Origin of the sequence: Geomonas azotofigens (assembly GCF_018919395.1) — a bacterium.
Classification (GTDB): domain Bacteria; phylum Desulfobacterota; class Desulfuromonadia; order Geobacterales; family Geobacteraceae; genus Geomonas; species Geomonas azotofigens.
The window spans coordinates 235,219-250,295 of record NZ_JAHLME010000005.1; the positions used below are offsets into that span (position 1 = coordinate 235,219).

Below are 15,077 nucleotides of genomic sequence, written 5' to 3' on the forward strand. Positions count from 1 at the left end.
CGCCCCCTGACGTCCGGGGGAGGCGCCACGGCTCCCGGCGCCGCGGAGCAGGGATGGGGCAACTTCCAATACCGCTTCACCGCTGAAGACTTCGCCCGGGTACGCGGCTTCATCTACCGAAACGCGGGGATCTCCCTCGCGCCCGGCAAGATGGACATGGTCTACAGCCGGCTGGCGCGCCGGCTGCGGGCCAGGGGGGTGGACAGCTTCGCGCGCTACCTGGACCTGGTGGAAAGCGGCGACCCGCAGGAGGTGGAGGCGTTCATCAACGCCCTGACCACCAACATGACCTCCTTCTTCCGGGAACCGCACCACTTCCGGCTCCTTTCCGAACGCCTGCGCCAGCACCGGGACCGGAGGCCGGTCACCATCTGGAGCTGCGCCTCGTCCAGCGGGGAGGAGCCCTACTCCATCGCCATGACGGCGCTCGATGCGCTGCCGGCCGGCGCCGGGGTCAGCATCCTCGCCACCGACATCGACACCAACGTGCTCGGCAAGGGGAGCGAAGGGGTCTACCCGGTGGACCAGTTGCCCAAGATCCCGGAACCGTACCGCAAGCGCTTCTTTCTCAGGGGTGAAGGGAACAACGACGGCTTCATCAGGGTGAAGGAGGAGCTGCGCCGGGTGGTTACCTTCAAAAGACTGAACCTGCTGGACGAGCAGTGGCCCATGCGGGGGAAATTCGATTTCGTCTTCTGCCGCAACGTGATGATCTATTTCGACAGGCCCACGCAGCTCGCGGTGCTGGAGCGGATCTCCCGGGTACTGCACCCGGAGGGACTTCTCTTCGTGGGTCACTCCGAGAGCCTGCACCATGCCCAGGAGCTGTTCCGGGTCTGCGGCAACACGACCTACGCCTTGAGGAGTTGAAGGTGCCGCACAAGAGGAAGACAGGCGGGAAAAGATCGAGACACCCGGGCCAGGGGCGGCTCAGCTACTTCGACCCGGAGTTCAGGACGGTTGCGGTGAAGATCGTGGCCGGTGAGTTCTACGCCACCGGCGAGGCGGTCGCCATCACCACGCTGCTCGGCTCCTGCGTCTCGGTATGCCTCTACGATCTCGAACTCGGGATCGGCGGGATGAACCACTTCATGCTGCCGGAACTGGTGCGCGGCGACAGCGCCACCCCCTGCTCGGGCGCATGCGACGACAACTCCCGAAGCTGCGCCCGCTACGGGAGCTGCGCCATGCGGCGCCTGCTGGAGCAGCTCGAACTGCTGGGGGCAAACCGCAAGCGGCTGGCGGCGAAGCTGTTCGGGGCAGGACGGGTGATGGAAAGCAGCACCGACATCGGCGGCAACAACGCGGCCTTCGCCGTCGATTACTTGAAGAAACAGGGGATACCGATCATCGCCTCGGACCTGGGGGAGTGCTGCCCCAGAAAGGTGGTGTTCTTCCCCAAGACCGGCCGCGCCCTGGTGAAAAGGATGCGCGCCCTGCACGCAGGAAGATACTGAATGCCCATCAAGGTGCTGGTAATAGACGACTCCGCCCTGATACGGTCGCTTTTGACCGAGATCATCAACGCCTCCCCCGACCTCCAGGTGGTGGGGACGGCACCGGACCCGCTGGCGGCCCGGCAACGCATCAAGGAACTGAACCCGGACGTGCTCACCCTCGACGTGGAGATGCCCAAGATGGACGGGCTCGCCTTCCTGGAAAAGCTGATGAGGCTGCGCCCCATGCCGGTGGTGATGGTCTCCTCGCTCACCGAGAAGAGCTCGGCGGTGACGCTGAAGGCGCTGGAGCTGGGCGCCTTCGACTTCATCACCAAGCCGAAGATCGACATCCGCAACGGGCTTTTGGAGTACGCCCAGGAGCTCACCGAAAAGATCCGCTGCGCCCAGCTCTCCTTCAGGAAGAAAGCGGGGCACGGCTCGCCCAGGGCCGTAGACGCGAAACTCTCCGCGGACGCGGTGCTCCCCAACCGGCACCAGCACTTCTCGACCACGGAAAAGGTGGTGGCGGTCGGCTCCTCCACCGGCGGCACCGAGGCGCTCAAGGTCTTTTTGAGCGCGCTCCCCGCCGACTGCCCGGCCATACTGGTCACCCAGCACATGCCCGAGACCTTCACCCGGACCTTCGCGGCCCGGCTGGACGGCCTGTGCGCCATCGCGGTCAAGGAAGCCGAGCACGGGGAGCGGGTGCTGCCGGGGCACGCCTACATCGCGCCCGGCAACCGGCACATGATGCTCTCCCGAAGCGGCGCCAACTACACCATCGCCCTCGACGACGGCCCGCCGGTTTCCCGCCACCGCCCCTCGGTGGACGTGCTGTTCCGCTCCACCGCCAACTGCGCCGCGGACAACAGCCTCGGCATCATCATGACCGGGATGGGGGATGACGGCGCCTCCGGGATGCTGGAGATGCACAACGCCGGCGCGCGGACCTTCGCCCAGGACGAGGAGAGCTGCGTCGTGTTCGGCATGCCGCGCGAGGCGATCGCACGGGGGGGAGTCGACGAGGTGGTCCCGCTCTCGGACATGGCAGGACGACTGATGGGGTGGCTGGCCTCCCACGGCAAGCGCAGTTTCAGGGTGTGACGCGGGGGAAAAGGGGCACAGCCGGGAGATGAACGTGAAGTTCCTCAACGCAGCACGGGACAAGATATCGATCCCCCTCCTCATCAGCGCGCTGATGGTGGCGGTGGTGATGATCGTCGGCAACCACCTCATGCTCGACCAGATCCATGAGGAGGCGGTGCGCCAGGCCAACCGGCAGCAGGAAAACAGCATGATGGCCTTCTGGGAGCAGATGAACCGTCGCGGGCGGAACTTCCACATCGAAGGCGGCAGGATGATCCTTGGCGACTACTACGTCCTGAACGACGCCAACGAGCTGCCGGACAAGATCTTCTGCATCACCGGCAGCAGGGCCACCATCTTCATGGGCGATACCCGGATCGCCACCAACGTACTCAAGGAGGACGGCACCAGGGCCATCGGCACCAGGCTGACCGGTCCTGCCTACGACGCCATCTTCAAGGATGGCATCCGGTACCGCGGCGAGGCGAACATCCTCGGCGCCCCCTACTTCACCGCCTACGACCCGATCCGGGACTTAAACGGCAAGGTGATCGGCGCCTTGTTCGTGGGGGTGAAGCAGAGCGAATACCTGGCGCGCTACGACCGGATCAACGTGAAGATCGGGGCCGTCAACGGGGTACTGGCGGCGATATTCGTGCTCTGCGTCGTCATCCTCGGCCTGAACCGCAAGCGCTCCGAGAACGCGATCAAGAGGCAGCTGAACTTCCAGCAACAGCTCATGGACACCATACCGAGCCCCATCTTCTCCAAGGACGAACAGGGACGCTACAACTTGTGCAACAAGGCGTTCCAAAGCTACGTGGGGCTCAGCAGCGAACAGCTGCTGGGGCACTCGGTCTTCGACCTGTGGGAACCGGAACTGGCCCGCAAGTACCACGAAATGGACCAGAAAATCATCGACGCACCGGGGATCCAGGTCTACGAGTCCCAGGTGGGTTACGCCGACGGCAGCGTGCGCGACGTGATCTTCCATAAGGCCGCGGTCAGGGACGACAACGGTGTCGCCAGGGGGCTGGTCGGGGTGATCCTCGACATCACCGAGCGCAAGGCGGTCGAGCAGGAGAGCCGCCGCCTCGAGGCGCAAAAGCACCACTCGCGCATGATCGAGTCCCTGATGGTCCAGTTGAACCACGACTTGAACACCCCGCTCACCCCGCTCTTCGCCCTGATGCCCCTGATCCGGGCTAAGGTGAGCGATCCGGGCGTGGAGAGGATGCTGGAGATCTGCCAGCAGTGCGTCAACCAGATCCAGGGGCTCGCCGGCAAGGCGCTCGACCTGGTGCGGATCTCATCGAGCCCCCCCCGGTTGATTCCGGTCAGCCTCTGCGCCGCGGCGGAGAGCGCCCTGGGCGAGATGGCCCCGGCCCTGGCGCAGCGCGGGGTGATCTGCTGCAACGCGATCCCCCCCGAACTCCAGGTGCGGGGATCGGCGGAGCAGCTGACGCTCTTGTTCAAGAACCTGCTCAGCAACGCCGCGCGCTACGCCGCCCAAAACGGCAAGGTGATCATCTCCGCCGAGCGCAAGGGGGCCGAGGTGGAGGTCTCGGTCCAGGACGACGGCATCGGCCTGGACCAGGAGCAGCTCACCCGGGTCTTCGACGAGTTCTACAAGGCCGACGCCGCGCGGCACGACCTGAACACGCAGGGGCTGGGGCTCGCCATCTGCCGCAGGATCGTTGCCAACCACGAGGGGAGGCTCTGGGCGACGAGCCCCGGGGCCGGCAGCGGCACCACCATGTTCTTCACGTTGAAGCAGGCCGGGCAGCAAGAGCCCGCGGGCGGGCCGGTGCAAATCCAGGAGGAAAGCCACCAGATATGAAACTTCTCTCCATGGCGCAATTGAAAATCCGCATCGGCATCGCCGTCGGCATCGTCATCGGCGCGGTCATCGGCATCTTCGCTTTGGGAGACAGCGGACCGGCGGCCGGCGAGCAGGTGCGGCAATCGCTGCTGATCCTCGTGCTCTGCGTGGTGATCGTGATCCTGACCCGCATCCTGTTCTCCCACCTGGGTCGCCTGGAGGAAACCCAGCGCATCGTCCAGGGGCAGCGGACGGAACTGGCGCTCGCCGAACAGCGGGAGCGCAGCCGCCTGAAGGCGCTGGAACGGATCGCAAGCGACGCGGAACTGGATGACCTGCTGGTGGATGTCGTGCAGTTCGTGGAGGATTGCCTGCCCGGATCGTTATGCTCCATACTCCTCGTCGACGAGTCCGGCGCGAGACTGCGCCACGGCTGCGCCCCCTCGCTGCCGCTCGAATACAACCAGGCGGTGGACGGGGTGAGGATCGGCAAGGGGAAGGGATCGTGCGGCACCGCGGCCTTCCTGCGGCAGCGCGTCGTGGTCGAGGACCTCGAACCGCATCCGTACTGGCACAACTTCCAACCGGCGCGGGATGCAGGTCTCAGGTCCTGCTGGTCCGAGCCGGTCTTCGCCAGTAACGGCACCCTGTTGGGGACCCTGGCGGTGTACCACCGGGAACCGCGCGCGCCCGGCAAGGAGGATCTGCACCTTTTGGAGTCGGCGGCCCATCTGGCCGGCATCGCCATCAGCCGGGTGCGGGCCGACGAGGGGCGCCACGTCCTGGAAGAGCAGCTGCGCCACAGCCAGAAGATCGAGGCGGTGGGACAGCTGGCCGCCGGCGTTGCCCACGACTTCAACAACCTGCTCACGCCGATCATCGTCTACGCCGACATGCTGCTCAGGATCTCTCCCGAGGGGAGCCCGCAGACACGCATGATCCAGTCCATGAGTTCGGCTGCGCACAAGGCGAGCGACCTGACCCAGAAGCTCCTCTCCTTCGGGCGCAAGCAGGTCCTGCACATGAACCTGCTGGATTTGAACGAGGTGATCTCATCCTTTAGGGAGATCATGCGCGCCACGGTAAGGGACAACATCCAGATCGACCTGCTGCTATCCCCGGGCGCCGCCAAGGTGCAGGCGGACCGCGGCCAGCTGGAACAGGTGCTGCTCAACCTCATCCTGAACGCGCAGGACGCCATCGAGGGAACCGGCTCCATCTGCATCGAAACCGGCCACCTGATCCTGGACGAGGAGTTCCACCGGCAGCACCCGGTCGCCAAGCCCGGCCACTACATCCTGCTCGCCTTCAGCGACGACGGCTGCGGCATGGCGGAGGAGACGCTCCGGCACATGTACGAGCCGTTCTTCACCACCAAGGAGAGCGGCCGGGGCACCGGGCTGGGCCTCGCCACGGTCTACGGCGTGATCAAGCACCACGGCGGCTGCATCGACGTCAAGAGCCGCCCCGGGCAGGGCACCAGGTTCTCCATCTTCCTCCCCGCCAGCGCGAGTTCGGCCGAGCCGATCATGCGCCCGCCCGCCGGGGTGGCGCCGCCCGAGCAGAACGCCACGGAGAGGGCGATCCTGCTGGTCGAGGACAACCAGATGATCCGCGAGGTGGCCGCCGACCTGCTCGCCTCCTTCGGCTATCGGGTCCTGGTCGCCGAGACCCCGTCCCGGGCGCTGGAACTGGCGGAAGCGGAGGAACAGGGGATCGACCTGCTGGCGACCGACGTGGTCATGCCGGAGATGACCGGCCCCGAGCTGTACGAGAAGCTGCTGGAACGCTACCCCGCCCTCCCGGTGCTCTACATCTCGGGGTACACCAACGCGATGGTGCCGCAGGACGAAACGCCGCGCCAGGAGGCGATCTTTCTGGCCAAGCCGTTCACCCTGGAGCAGTTCATGGCGAGGATCAACGAGATGCTGTACCAGGTCAAGCCGCCCCAGGACGAGCCGCCACCGCTGGACCACCGGGCCATGGCCCAGCTCATCGAAGCACAGCAAGGCGCCGCGGCGCCGGAACAAAAGGAACCACCGTCATGAACAGAAGGGTAATGATCGTAGACGACAACGAGTACGTCAGGGCATCGGTGGACATCATCTGCGAGTCGGCGCAGCTAGAGTTGGCCAGCGCGTCCGGCGGGCCGGAGTGCCTGGAACAACTGGAGGCGGGGTTCCGGGGGGTCATCCTCATGGACATCATGATGCCCGACATGGATGGCTGGGACACCATCAGGGAGATCGTGGACCGGGGGCTGTATCCGGGGAACGTCATCGTCATGCTGACCGGCATGGGGGAGCCCGACTCCAAGATGGAGGGGCTGCAGGAGTACGTCTCCGACTACATGACCAAGCCCTTCAGCCCGGACGAGCTGCTTGATTCCGTCGAGTACTACCTCACCCTGCTGAACGCCCCGGCCGACCATGAGTAGCAGGAACCTGGTGGTCATAGGGGTTTCCACCGGAGGACCGCTGACGCTCAAGGCGTTGTTCAAGGAACTGCCGCCGTTGGATGCAGCTTTCGTCATCGTCCTGCACATCACGCCGCAGATGGACTACCGCATCGCCCAGGGGCTGGCAGCGGTCGCCTCGATGCCGGTGAAGCTGGCCGAGGACGGCGAGTTCCTGAAAACAGGCCACGTCTACATGGCGCCGGGTGGGCTCCATCTCCAGCTGACCGGCAACAACCGAGTCGTCCTGTGCGAGGGGCCCCGGGTCAATTACGTGCAGCCGGCGGCGGACGTCACCATGCTCTCCCTCACCAAGCCGCTCAAAGGGAGGCTGATCGGCATCGTGCTGACCGGCATGGGACGCGACGGCGCCGACGGGATCAAGCACATCCACCAGATCGGGGGCATCACCATGGCCCAGGACCAGCAGTCCTCCACCATCTACGGCATGCCCAAGGCCGCCGCCCAGACCGGCGCCGTCGACTTCGTCCTCCCCCCCAAGAAGATCGCGGGGAAGTTGATGGAACTGCTGCAGCCGATGTGAGAAGGGCTACCGCTGCCGCCCCTGCCGCTCTCCCGGGGCGTGCTCCAGCAGGAAATCGACGAAGGCGCGGTTGGCGAGGGAAAGGTAGGTGTCTTTTTTCCAGGCGATGAGCAGGTCGAGGTGCAGCGGCGGATCGAAGGAAACCGCGGCCAGATCCGTGTCGTCGGCCACGACCATCTTCAGGAAGATCGATATCCCGGTGCCGTTGCGCACCAGCGACTTGACCAGCGAGAAGAGGTTGGTCTCGAAGATGATCCTGGGCGCGCTGCCGATTCCCTTAAGCGCCTCCAGGAAGAACTCCCTGATGTAGTACCCCTCCTTGTAGAAGACCAGCGGCTCCCCGATGAACTCCGCGAGCGTCACCGCCTGGCGGCCGGCGAAGGGGTGGTCCAGCGGCACGCAGACCACGATCTCCTCGCGCAGGAAACGGCGCACCTCCAGCGAAGGGGGAAAGGGTGCGCTTCCTCCCCCCGCCACCACCCCCATGTCCAGCTCCCCCTCCCCTATCATCTTCTGGATCCGCCCCGAGCCCTCCCCGAGCACGGAGATGCTCAACTGCGGGTAGGCCCTCTTGAAGTCGCGGAAGATGTCGGGGAAGAAGTAGGCGCTGATCATCGGGGTGATGCCGATTCTCACCTCGCCCCTGGTGAGCCCCTTCAGCTCGGCCATCTCCAGCTCGGCGCCGCGCAGGTCATCCAGGATGCGCCGGGCGTGGGACAGGAAGATTTCCCCCTCCGCCGTGAGCGATACCTTCTTGTCCTGGCGGTTGAACAGGACCAGGTCCAGCTCCTCCTCCAGCTTCTTCACCGCCATGCTGACGGCCGGCTGCGCGATGCGCAGCGACTCCGCCGCCTTGGTGAAGTTGCTGAGCCGCGCCACCTCGAGAAAGTACCGCAACTGCCTGATGTCCATGTCGACCCCGTAAATAAATAATTACTATCGAAGCGATAAGCATTATATATTTTTCTTATGACACAGCAAAGACTATAGTTGCTTGGAAACGGCGGCTGACCACGGGGAGAAAAATGGGATCCATCAAGAGCGGCACCAAAAGATACCGGCAGATCAACTGGGCCTTCTTCTGCGCGGGCTTCGTCACGTTCATCACGCTCTACGACGTGCAGCCGCTTTTGCCGGTCTTCACCCGCGAGTTCGGTGTCAACGCCATGTTCGCGAGCCTGCCGCTTTCGGTCACCTCCTGCGCCCTCGCCGTCTCCATGCTGTTCGCCGGCACCATCTCCGAGACCCTGGGGAGAAAAACCGTGATGGTCGCTTCGCTGGTGACCACCTCGGTCCTGGCCTACCTCACCTCCCAGACCCAGAGCCTGGAGCAACTGGTCGCGGTGAGGTTCCTGCAGGGGATCGCACTGGCGGGCCTTCCCGCCGTCGCCCTCGCCTATCTCAGCGAGGAGATCGCCCCCGCTTCGCTCACCTCGGCCATCGGCCTCTACATCAGCGGCAACGCCATCGGTGGCATGACCGGCAGGATCTTCACGGCCACCATGGCGGAAGCGACCTCCTGGCGCACCGCCCTTGCCGTCATCGGCGCGGTCTGCTTCGTGCTGAGCCTCTATTTCGCCAGGAGCCTTCCCCCTTCCGAGAACTTCAAGAAGCGTCCGTTCGCCGCGCGCTACCTGTTCAGCTCCCTGTACCGGCAGTTGCAGGACCCGGGGCTCATCTGCCTGTACGGGATCTCCTTCCTGATCATGGGGAGCTTCGTGACCCTCTACAACTACATCACCTTCAGGCTTCTGGGGGCGCCGTACCACCTCCCCGCCTCACTGGTGAGCCTGATCTTCCTGGTCTACATGCTGGGATCCTTCAGCTCCTCCATGATCGGGGTGCAGGTGGAGCGCTTCGGACGGGGCCGGATGCTCTTTCTCACCATTGCCACCATGGTCGCCGGGGCGGTTTTCACCGTTAGCCGTGACCTCGGCACCATCGTCACCGGCATCGCCATATTCACCTGCGGTTTCTTCGGCGCCCACACCATCGCCTCCAGCTGGGTCGGGAGCCGCGCCAAGACCGCCCGGGCGCAAGCCGCCTCCCTCTATCTCTTTTTCTACTATCTCGGTTCCAGCGTTTCCGGCACCGTCGGCGGTGTGTTCTGGACCTCCTTCGGCTGGCAGGGCGTGGTGCTCCTGATACTGGGGCTTTTGGGAGCCGGGCTGGTACTGTTGAAGTTTCTCACCACTTGTGCCGAGGGGGATTGCCCCGCCCGCAGCGCCGTTGCCACCCTGGACGTCCTGCGCAGCTAAGCCCTCAAGTTCCGGGCGTGCCTGCCGATAAAAGCCTCAGTAGTCAGGAGGAACACGGCATGCAGGAACTTATTCGAGTAGCGGACGGGGTAGCCATCCCCCTGGAAATGTTAGGCACCTGGGATCGGGTGTCCGAGTTGGCCTCCAAGTACGGTCGCGTCTTCGAGGCCGACCTGGGGCGGCTGGGCTTCAACCTGCGTCCCATTTACCATCTCAACAACTACATCGGCGGCGAGCAGGCGATAGCCTTTGGCACGGCCACCTCATCGAGGTTGCAGTTCGTGCTCCGTCCCGACATCTACAAAGCGATGGTAGGCAGCGTCGTTCACTGAGCCGGCGTCGCACGGTCCCGCCGTGCGATGCCAGCTTCACCCCTTCCCCCCCTCTCCCGCCCCCCATCGTCGAGCTCCCATCATTCCCATCATTCCCATCATTCCCATAACTCCCATCGCCGCCCACAAGACAAAAAAGATCCCCAAACCCACAAACCCGGTTTTTATGACTTAGGTCAAGGTCGCGGTCGACATTAGCCGTTACAGTCACATCATCGAAGCGGTGCACAGGAGCCGACGGCTGCCACAGGGACCGCTTCAACAGATCAAAGCAAAGCCAGGAGAATGGATGAAGACCTTTTTGAAGAACCTTTTCGGTATGGGAACGTCAACTCAAAACAACGCTAAGGAGGAAGTGATGGACAACATGTTTTGCTACCAGTGTGAACAAGCCGCCAACGGTGGTTGCTCCAAAGTCGGTGTCTGCGGCAAGAAGCCGGAAGTAGCGGCTCTGCAGGACCTGCTCATCTACAACCTGAAAGGGATCGCCTTCTGGGCCGACCTCGCCCGCGAGAAAGGCGCCAAGGATGCAGCCATCGACCGCTTCATGCTGGACGGCCTCTTCACCACCGTGACCAACGTCGACTTCGACGCCGAGGAAATCGCCAAGCTGGTCCGTGAAGCCGCCACCCTGCGCAACCAGGCACAGGCGCTCTACGAGAAGGCCAACGGCGCCCCCTACACCGGCACCGTACCCGAGGCGGCACAGCCCTTCCACGCCGGCACCACCTCCGAGCTGGTCGCCCTGGGCGCCAAGCACGGTGTGAAGAGCGAAGAGATCGACGCCGACGTCCACTCCGTCAAGGAAATCCTCATCTACGGCATGAAGGGCTACGCGGCCTACGCTCACCACGCCCTGGTGATCGGCCTCGAAAACGACGAGATCTACGCCTTCACCCACAAGGCTCTCGCCGCCACCCTCGACCTCAAACTGGGCCTCATGGACTACGTCGGCCTCTCCATGGAGTGCGGCCGGATCAACCTGGTCACCATGGAACTCCTGGACAAGGCCAACACCGACAGCTTCGGCCATCCGGTACCGACCCCGGTACAGCTCGGCACCAAGGCGGGCAAGGCGATCCTCGTTTCCGGCCACGACCTGCGCATGCTCGAAGAGCTCCTGAAGCAGACCGAAGGCAAAGGGATCAACATCTACACCCACGGTGAGATGCTCCCCGCCCACGGCTACCCGGGCCTCAAGAAGTACGCCCACCTGGCCGGCAACTTCGGCGGCGCATGGCAGGACCAGGCCAAGGAATTCGTCGACTTCCCCGGCGCCATCATCTTCAACACCAACTGCATCCAGCGCCCGGCCGAGAGCTACAAAGACCGTCTCTTCACCTGGGGCCTGGTCCAGTGGCCGGACGTCAAGAACATCAACGGCTGGGACTTCTCCCCGGTCATCGAGAAGGCGCTCTCCCTCCCCGGCTTCGAAGAAGCCCCGGGCAAGGAGATCCTCACCGGCTTCGGGCACAACGCGGTGCTCGGCGTGGCCGACAAGGTCATCGACGCGGTCAAAGCCGGCCAGATCCGTCACTTCTTCCTGATCGGCGGCTGCGACGGCGCCAAAACCGGCCGTAACTACTACACCGAGTTCGCCGAGCAGGTTCCGAGCGACTGCGTCATCCTGACCCTGGCCTGCGGCAAGTACCGCTTCAACAAGCTCGACTTCGGCGACATCGGCGGCATCCCGCGCCTGCTGGACATCGGCCAGTGCAACGACGCCTACTCCGCGATCCAGATCGCCGTGGCCTTGGCCGGCGCCTTCAACTGCGGCGTCAACGACCTGCCGCTCTCCTTCATCCTCTCCTGGTACGAGCAGAAGGCGGTGGCGATCCTGCTCACCCTGCTCCACCTGGGCGTGAAGAACATCAAGCTCGGACCGAGCCTGCCGGCCTTCATCACCCCGAACGTGCTGAACTTCCTGGTCGAGAACTTCAACATCGGCCCGATCGGCACCGCCGAAGGCGACCTGAAGCAGATCCTCGGGTAATCGAACAAACAGCAGCATGAACAACAAAGGCGGCCCCGGTAACTACCGGGGCCGCCTTTAGTTTTGCCCTCACGCTCGGACTCCTCCCCCAGGAGGTGGGTACTTTACTCTTCCTTCTTATCCTCATCTGAAATCACGGTCACGCTTTCGCAGATGATCTTCTTGCTCCCCTGCATGTCCGAATACTTGAAGCCGCCTCCCAGCGTGGTCGGCGAGCAGACGTTGTCGGGAGAATTGGCGTTGACCAGGCAGATCGCACAGGTCACCGTCGGGTTGTCGGTGAGCTTCTCAACTTCATCGACCAGACCTTTGCTGTGCAAAAAGCAGATGTGATGTTCGTGGTCCCCTGCACAGATACACTTATCTTTCGATTCCATCAGGTTCCCCCTGTTGTTTCTCTGGAGTGCGCCGCTCCTGAACCGGCACATCGAATATGCTATCCCTTTTAGATTTCCCTGTCATCTGACAACGTATCCATTGCTCACCTGCTATTTCTGCATCGGCTTCTTCTTCTGTTTCAGAGCTTCCTTCAGCCGCTGCTGCGCCTGAGCTATCAGCATCTGGTGGATCCCTTCACCGCTCTCACCCTCCGCGGGCCGGCGCTGCACGTAGCTGCCGTCGCCCTGCATGTCCCAGGCGGAACGGTGGTCGGCATCGTGGCAATCGAGCACGGCGCGCAGTTCAGCGGTCAACTCCGGCGCCGTGACCGGGCAGAGGACTTCCACGCGCGCCTCGAGGTTGCGCTTCATGGCATCGGCGGAAGAGATGAAGTACTCCTCGGCGCCGCCGTTTCTGAAGTAGTAGATCCGGGCATGTTCCAGGAAGCGTCCCACGATGCTGACCACGCGGATGGTGTCGGACAGCCCCGGGACGCCGGGGCGCAGCCGGCAGGTGTCGCGCACGTACAGGTCGATCTTCACCCCCGCCATGGAGGCGCGGTACAGCGCCTTGACGATGTCGCCGTCCTCCAGCGCGTTCATCTTGAACCTCAGCAACCCGCCGCCGTTTTGCCGGTGCAGTTCGACCTCCCGCTCGATGCGCGTGAGCAGCGCCTTCTTCAACAGCTTGGGCGCCGGCATGACCGCGCGGTAGTTGCGTTTCGCCGTGAAGCCGGTGGTCAGGTAGTTGAAGAGCTCGGTAACGTCCTGGGCGATGGCGTCGTCGCAGGTGATGATGCCGATGTCGCTATAGATGCGGGCGGTGTCAGTGTGATAGTTCCCCGTGCCGATGTGAACGTAGCGCCTGAGCCCCTGGAAGTCCTGGCGCACCACCAGGATCACCTTGCAGTGCGTCTTCAGCCCCACCACGCCGTAGGTGACGTGGATTCCCGCCTGCTCCATCACCTCGGCCAGGTGGATGTTGGTCGCCTCGTCGAAGCGCGCCTTCAGCTCCACGACCACCGCCACCTGCTTGCCGTTTTGCGCCGCCTGCACCAGCGCGTCGATGATGCGCCCCTGGATGGAGGTGCGGTACAGGGTCATCTTGATGGCGCGCACCTTGGGGTCGTTGGCGGCCTCGCGCAGGAAGCGCTCCACCGACGTGGAGAAGGAAACGTAGGGGTGCTGCAAAAGCAGCGAACCGAGGTCCCGGATGGTGTGGAAGATATTCCTCTCGGCGGGAAGCTGCGGGTGATCGATGGGGTGGTGCGGCGGGTCGTGCAGGCGCGGGTAATCCAGCTTCGAGATCTCGAACAGGTCGCGCAGGGCCAGCATCCCGGAAACCTCCAGGACGTCGTTTTCCTCGTCCAGTTCCAGCTCGGCCGCCAGGCGGCCGCGGTGCAGCGGCTCCATCCCCGCTCCCACCTCGAGCCGGACGATCGGCGCGAATTTGCGCTCCTTCAACTCCGACTCGATCATCGACATCAGGTCGTCCGCCTCTTCCTCGTCCTTCTCGGTGTTGGCGTTCCTGGTGACCCGGAAGATCTCGCAGGAGACGATCAGCATGCCCGGGAACAGCATGTCCAGGTTGTTCATCATGACCTGCTCGATGGGGATGAAGTGGTCCCCCTTGCCGACCCGGATGAAGCGCGGCGTCCCAAGGCCAATGGGCACCTTGACCCGCGCCAGCGAGTGCTCGCGCGATTTCGGGTAGCGCAGCGTCACCAGGAGGTTGAGCGAAAGGTTGGAAATGAACGGGAAGGGATGGGCCGGGTCGATCGACTGTGGGGTCAGCAGCGGATAGATGTTGCGGTAGTAGTGTTCGCGCAGCTGTTTCTTCTCTTTGAGCGAGAGCGTTTCATAGCTCTCGATGACGATGCCCTTCCCCTCCAGGAGTTCCCTCACTTCGCGGAAGGCTTCCCTCTTGGTCGCCTCGATCTCCCGGACAAAGGCGTTGCACTCCGCGACCTGCTGGCGCGGCGTCCGGCCGTCCAGGGTGAGGTCGTGCAGGCCGGCGCCGATCTGCTGTTTCAGACCGCCGATCCTCTTCATGGCGAATTCGTCGAGGTTGGAGCTGACGATGGCGATGAACTTGAGGCGCTCCAACAGCGGGGTGCGCTCGTCCATCGCCTCGTTCAGCACCCGGCGGTTGAACTCGAGCCAGGTCAGCTCGCGGTTCAGGTACCAGCGGCTCTCACCCAGGTCGAATTCGGGCTGCTCGACGCCGGCTGGGCCTTTGGGTTTCGGCGGCTGCTTCGCACCCGCCTTGACCGCCTTGACCGCCTTGGCGACCTTGGGCTTGGCAACTTTGGGCTTGGCAGGCTTGACGGTCTTCGTCGCCTTGGCCGGTTTGGCGGCTTTGGTGTCTTTAGTCTCTTTACGTGCCTTGCCGGTTTTGACAGCCTTGGGAGCTTTCCCCTCCTTGGCCGCCTTGGTGCTCTTGGCTTTGCCGGCCTTGCCCCCCTTCTCCTGCTTCAGGGCCTTCTGCTGCACCGCTTTGGGACGCTGCGCATCACCGGTGACGCTCGGGGCCGCAATCACCGTCACATCACCGTCTATGAAATGAGGATTATTCTCTGAGGGAGCACTCGATGACTCAACACTCACCACCGGGCAGATATGCGGTATCTCGAGCAAGCTCTGAGGGGCGGGCTCTTGCTCATTCACCAGGTTGAAAACATCCTCATCCTGCTCGACTTTTTGAGGTGCAACAGGCTTGGTCTGCATGACCTTACTCTCCGGAACTGTAGGATTGTAATATTATTTCATTA

At 63.6% G+C, this 15,077-nt stretch carries 13 protein-coding genes; 10 read left to right on the forward strand and 3 right to left on the reverse strand.

What is annotated here, in order from left to right:
• The first annotated feature begins 6 nt into the window (after positions 1 to 6).
• Genes KOL99_RS17195 through KOL99_RS17225 form a run of 7 tightly spaced genes read left to right on the forward strand, consistent with a single transcriptional unit; the run spans position 7 to position 7,346 of the window.
• Positions 7 to 870, forward strand: a complete 864-nt coding sequence (locus KOL99_RS17195; protein ID WP_216511725.1) for a CheR family methyltransferase — start codon at positions 7 to 9, stop codon at positions 868 to 870.
• Positions 871 to 872: 2 nt separating this feature from the next.
• On the forward strand, positions 873 to 1,457 hold the full coding sequence (locus tag KOL99_RS21925) for a histidine kinase (protein WP_216511695.1): 585 nt from the start codon (positions 873 to 875) through the stop codon (positions 1,455 to 1,457).
• Positions 1,458 to 2,543 carry a protein-glutamate methylesterase/protein-glutamine glutaminase gene (locus KOL99_RS17205; protein WP_216511696.1) on the forward strand — a complete coding sequence of 362 codons (1,086 nt, stop codon included), beginning with the start codon at positions 1,458 to 1,460 and terminating at the stop codon, positions 2,541 to 2,543. It abuts the gene before it with no gap.
• 34 nt (positions 2,544 to 2,577) lie between these two features.
• Positions 2,578 to 4,365 (forward strand): cache domain-containing protein, encoded by a 1,788-nt coding sequence (locus KOL99_RS17210; protein ID WP_328760730.1) that lies wholly within the window; start codon positions 2,578 to 2,580, stop codon positions 4,363 to 4,365.
• Positions 4,362 to 6,395: a hybrid sensor histidine kinase/response regulator gene (locus KOL99_RS17215; RefSeq protein ID WP_216511698.1), complete on the forward strand. Its 2,034-nt coding sequence runs from the start codon at positions 4,362 to 4,364 to the stop codon at positions 6,393 to 6,395. Before KOL99_RS17210 ends, KOL99_RS17215 begins: the two co-directional genes overlap by 4 nt.
• The gene (locus tag KOL99_RS17220; protein WP_216511699.1) at positions 6,392 to 6,784 is read left to right on the forward strand and encodes a response regulator; all 393 of its coding nucleotides are present in this window, start codon (positions 6,392 to 6,394) and stop codon (positions 6,782 to 6,784) included. Before KOL99_RS17215 ends, KOL99_RS17220 begins: the two co-directional genes overlap by 4 nt.
• The gene (locus tag KOL99_RS17225) at positions 6,777 to 7,346 is read left to right on the forward strand and encodes a CheB methylesterase domain-containing protein (protein ID WP_216511700.1); all 570 of its coding nucleotides are present in this window, start codon (positions 6,777 to 6,779) and stop codon (positions 7,344 to 7,346) included. Before KOL99_RS17220 ends, KOL99_RS17225 begins: the two co-directional genes overlap by 8 nt.
• 6 nt (positions 7,347 to 7,352) lie before the next feature.
• On the opposite strand, the gene KOL99_RS17230 is transcribed toward KOL99_RS17225, so the two are convergent.
• The gene (locus KOL99_RS17230; RefSeq protein ID WP_216511701.1) at positions 7,353 to 8,258 is read right to left on the reverse strand and encodes a LysR family transcriptional regulator; all 906 of its coding nucleotides are present in this window, start codon (positions 8,256 to 8,258) and stop codon (positions 7,353 to 7,355) included.
• 113 nt (positions 8,259 to 8,371) lie between these two features.
• Between KOL99_RS17230 and KOL99_RS17235 the strand changes: the two genes are divergently transcribed.
• From KOL99_RS17235 to hcp, 3 genes are all read left to right on the forward strand, one after another.
• Positions 8,372 to 9,604 (forward strand): MFS transporter, encoded by a 1,233-nt coding sequence (locus tag KOL99_RS17235; protein WP_216511702.1) that lies wholly within the window; start codon positions 8,372 to 8,374, stop codon positions 9,602 to 9,604.
• 59 nt (positions 9,605 to 9,663) lie between these two features.
• Positions 9,664 to 9,936 carry a hypothetical protein gene (locus tag KOL99_RS17240; protein ID WP_216511703.1) on the forward strand — a complete coding sequence of 91 codons (273 nt, stop codon included), beginning with the start codon at positions 9,664 to 9,666 and terminating at the stop codon, positions 9,934 to 9,936.
• 358 nt (positions 9,937 to 10,294) lie between these two features.
• Positions 10,295 to 11,929, forward strand: coding sequence for a hydroxylamine reductase (hcp, locus tag KOL99_RS17245; RefSeq protein WP_328760736.1), 1,635 nt, complete (start codon positions 10,295 to 10,297; stop codon positions 11,927 to 11,929).
• A gap of 104 nt (positions 11,930 to 12,033) precedes the next feature.
• On the opposite strand, the gene KOL99_RS17250 is transcribed toward hcp, so the two are convergent.
• Both KOL99_RS17250 and ppk1 read right to left on the reverse strand, forming a co-directional pair.
• The gene (locus tag KOL99_RS17250) at positions 12,034 to 12,306 is read right to left on the reverse strand and encodes a hypothetical protein (RefSeq protein WP_216511704.1); all 273 of its coding nucleotides are present in this window, start codon (positions 12,304 to 12,306) and stop codon (positions 12,034 to 12,036) included.
• Positions 12,307 to 12,417: 111 nt separating this feature from the next.
• Complete coding sequence (ppk1, locus tag KOL99_RS17255) at positions 12,418 to 15,033, reverse strand: polyphosphate kinase 1 (RefSeq protein ID WP_236026373.1); 2,616 nt, start codon at positions 15,031 to 15,033, stop codon at positions 12,418 to 12,420.
• Positions 15,034 to 15,077 lie beyond the last annotated feature (44 nt).

Bases quoted from the DNA above. Each gene is read 5' to 3' on its own strand.
- KOL99_RS17205 (WP_216511696.1), top strand. From the start codon at position 1,458: ATGCCCATCAAGGTGCTGGTAATAGACGACTCCGCCCTGATACGGTCG.
- KOL99_RS17215 (WP_216511698.1), top strand. From the start codon at position 4,362: ATGAAACTTCTCTCCATGGCGCAATTGAAAATCCGCATCGGCATCGCC.
- KOL99_RS17220 (WP_216511699.1), top strand. From the start codon at position 6,392: ATGAACAGAAGGGTAATGATCGTAGACGACAACGAGTACGTCAGGGCA.
- KOL99_RS17225 (WP_216511700.1), top strand. From the start codon at position 6,777: ATGAGTAGCAGGAACCTGGTGGTCATAGGGGTTTCCACCGGAGGACCG.
- KOL99_RS17230 (WP_216511701.1), bottom strand. From the start codon at position 8,258: ATGGACATCAGGCAGTTGCGGTACTTTCTCGAGGTGGCGCGGCTCAGC.
- KOL99_RS17235 (WP_216511702.1), top strand. From the start codon at position 8,372: ATGGGATCCATCAAGAGCGGCACCAAAAGATACCGGCAGATCAACTGG.
- KOL99_RS17240 (WP_216511703.1), top strand. From the start codon at position 9,664: ATGCAGGAACTTATTCGAGTAGCGGACGGGGTAGCCATCCCCCTGGAA.
- hcp (WP_328760736.1), top strand. From the start codon at position 10,295: ATGGACAACATGTTTTGCTACCAGTGTGAACAAGCCGCCAACGGTGGT.
- KOL99_RS17250 (WP_216511704.1), bottom strand. From the start codon at position 12,306: ATGGAATCGAAAGATAAGTGTATCTGTGCAGGGGACCACGAACATCAC.
- ppk1 (WP_236026373.1), bottom strand. From the start codon at position 15,033: ATGCAGACCAAGCCTGTTGCACCTCAAAAAGTCGAGCAGGATGAGGAT.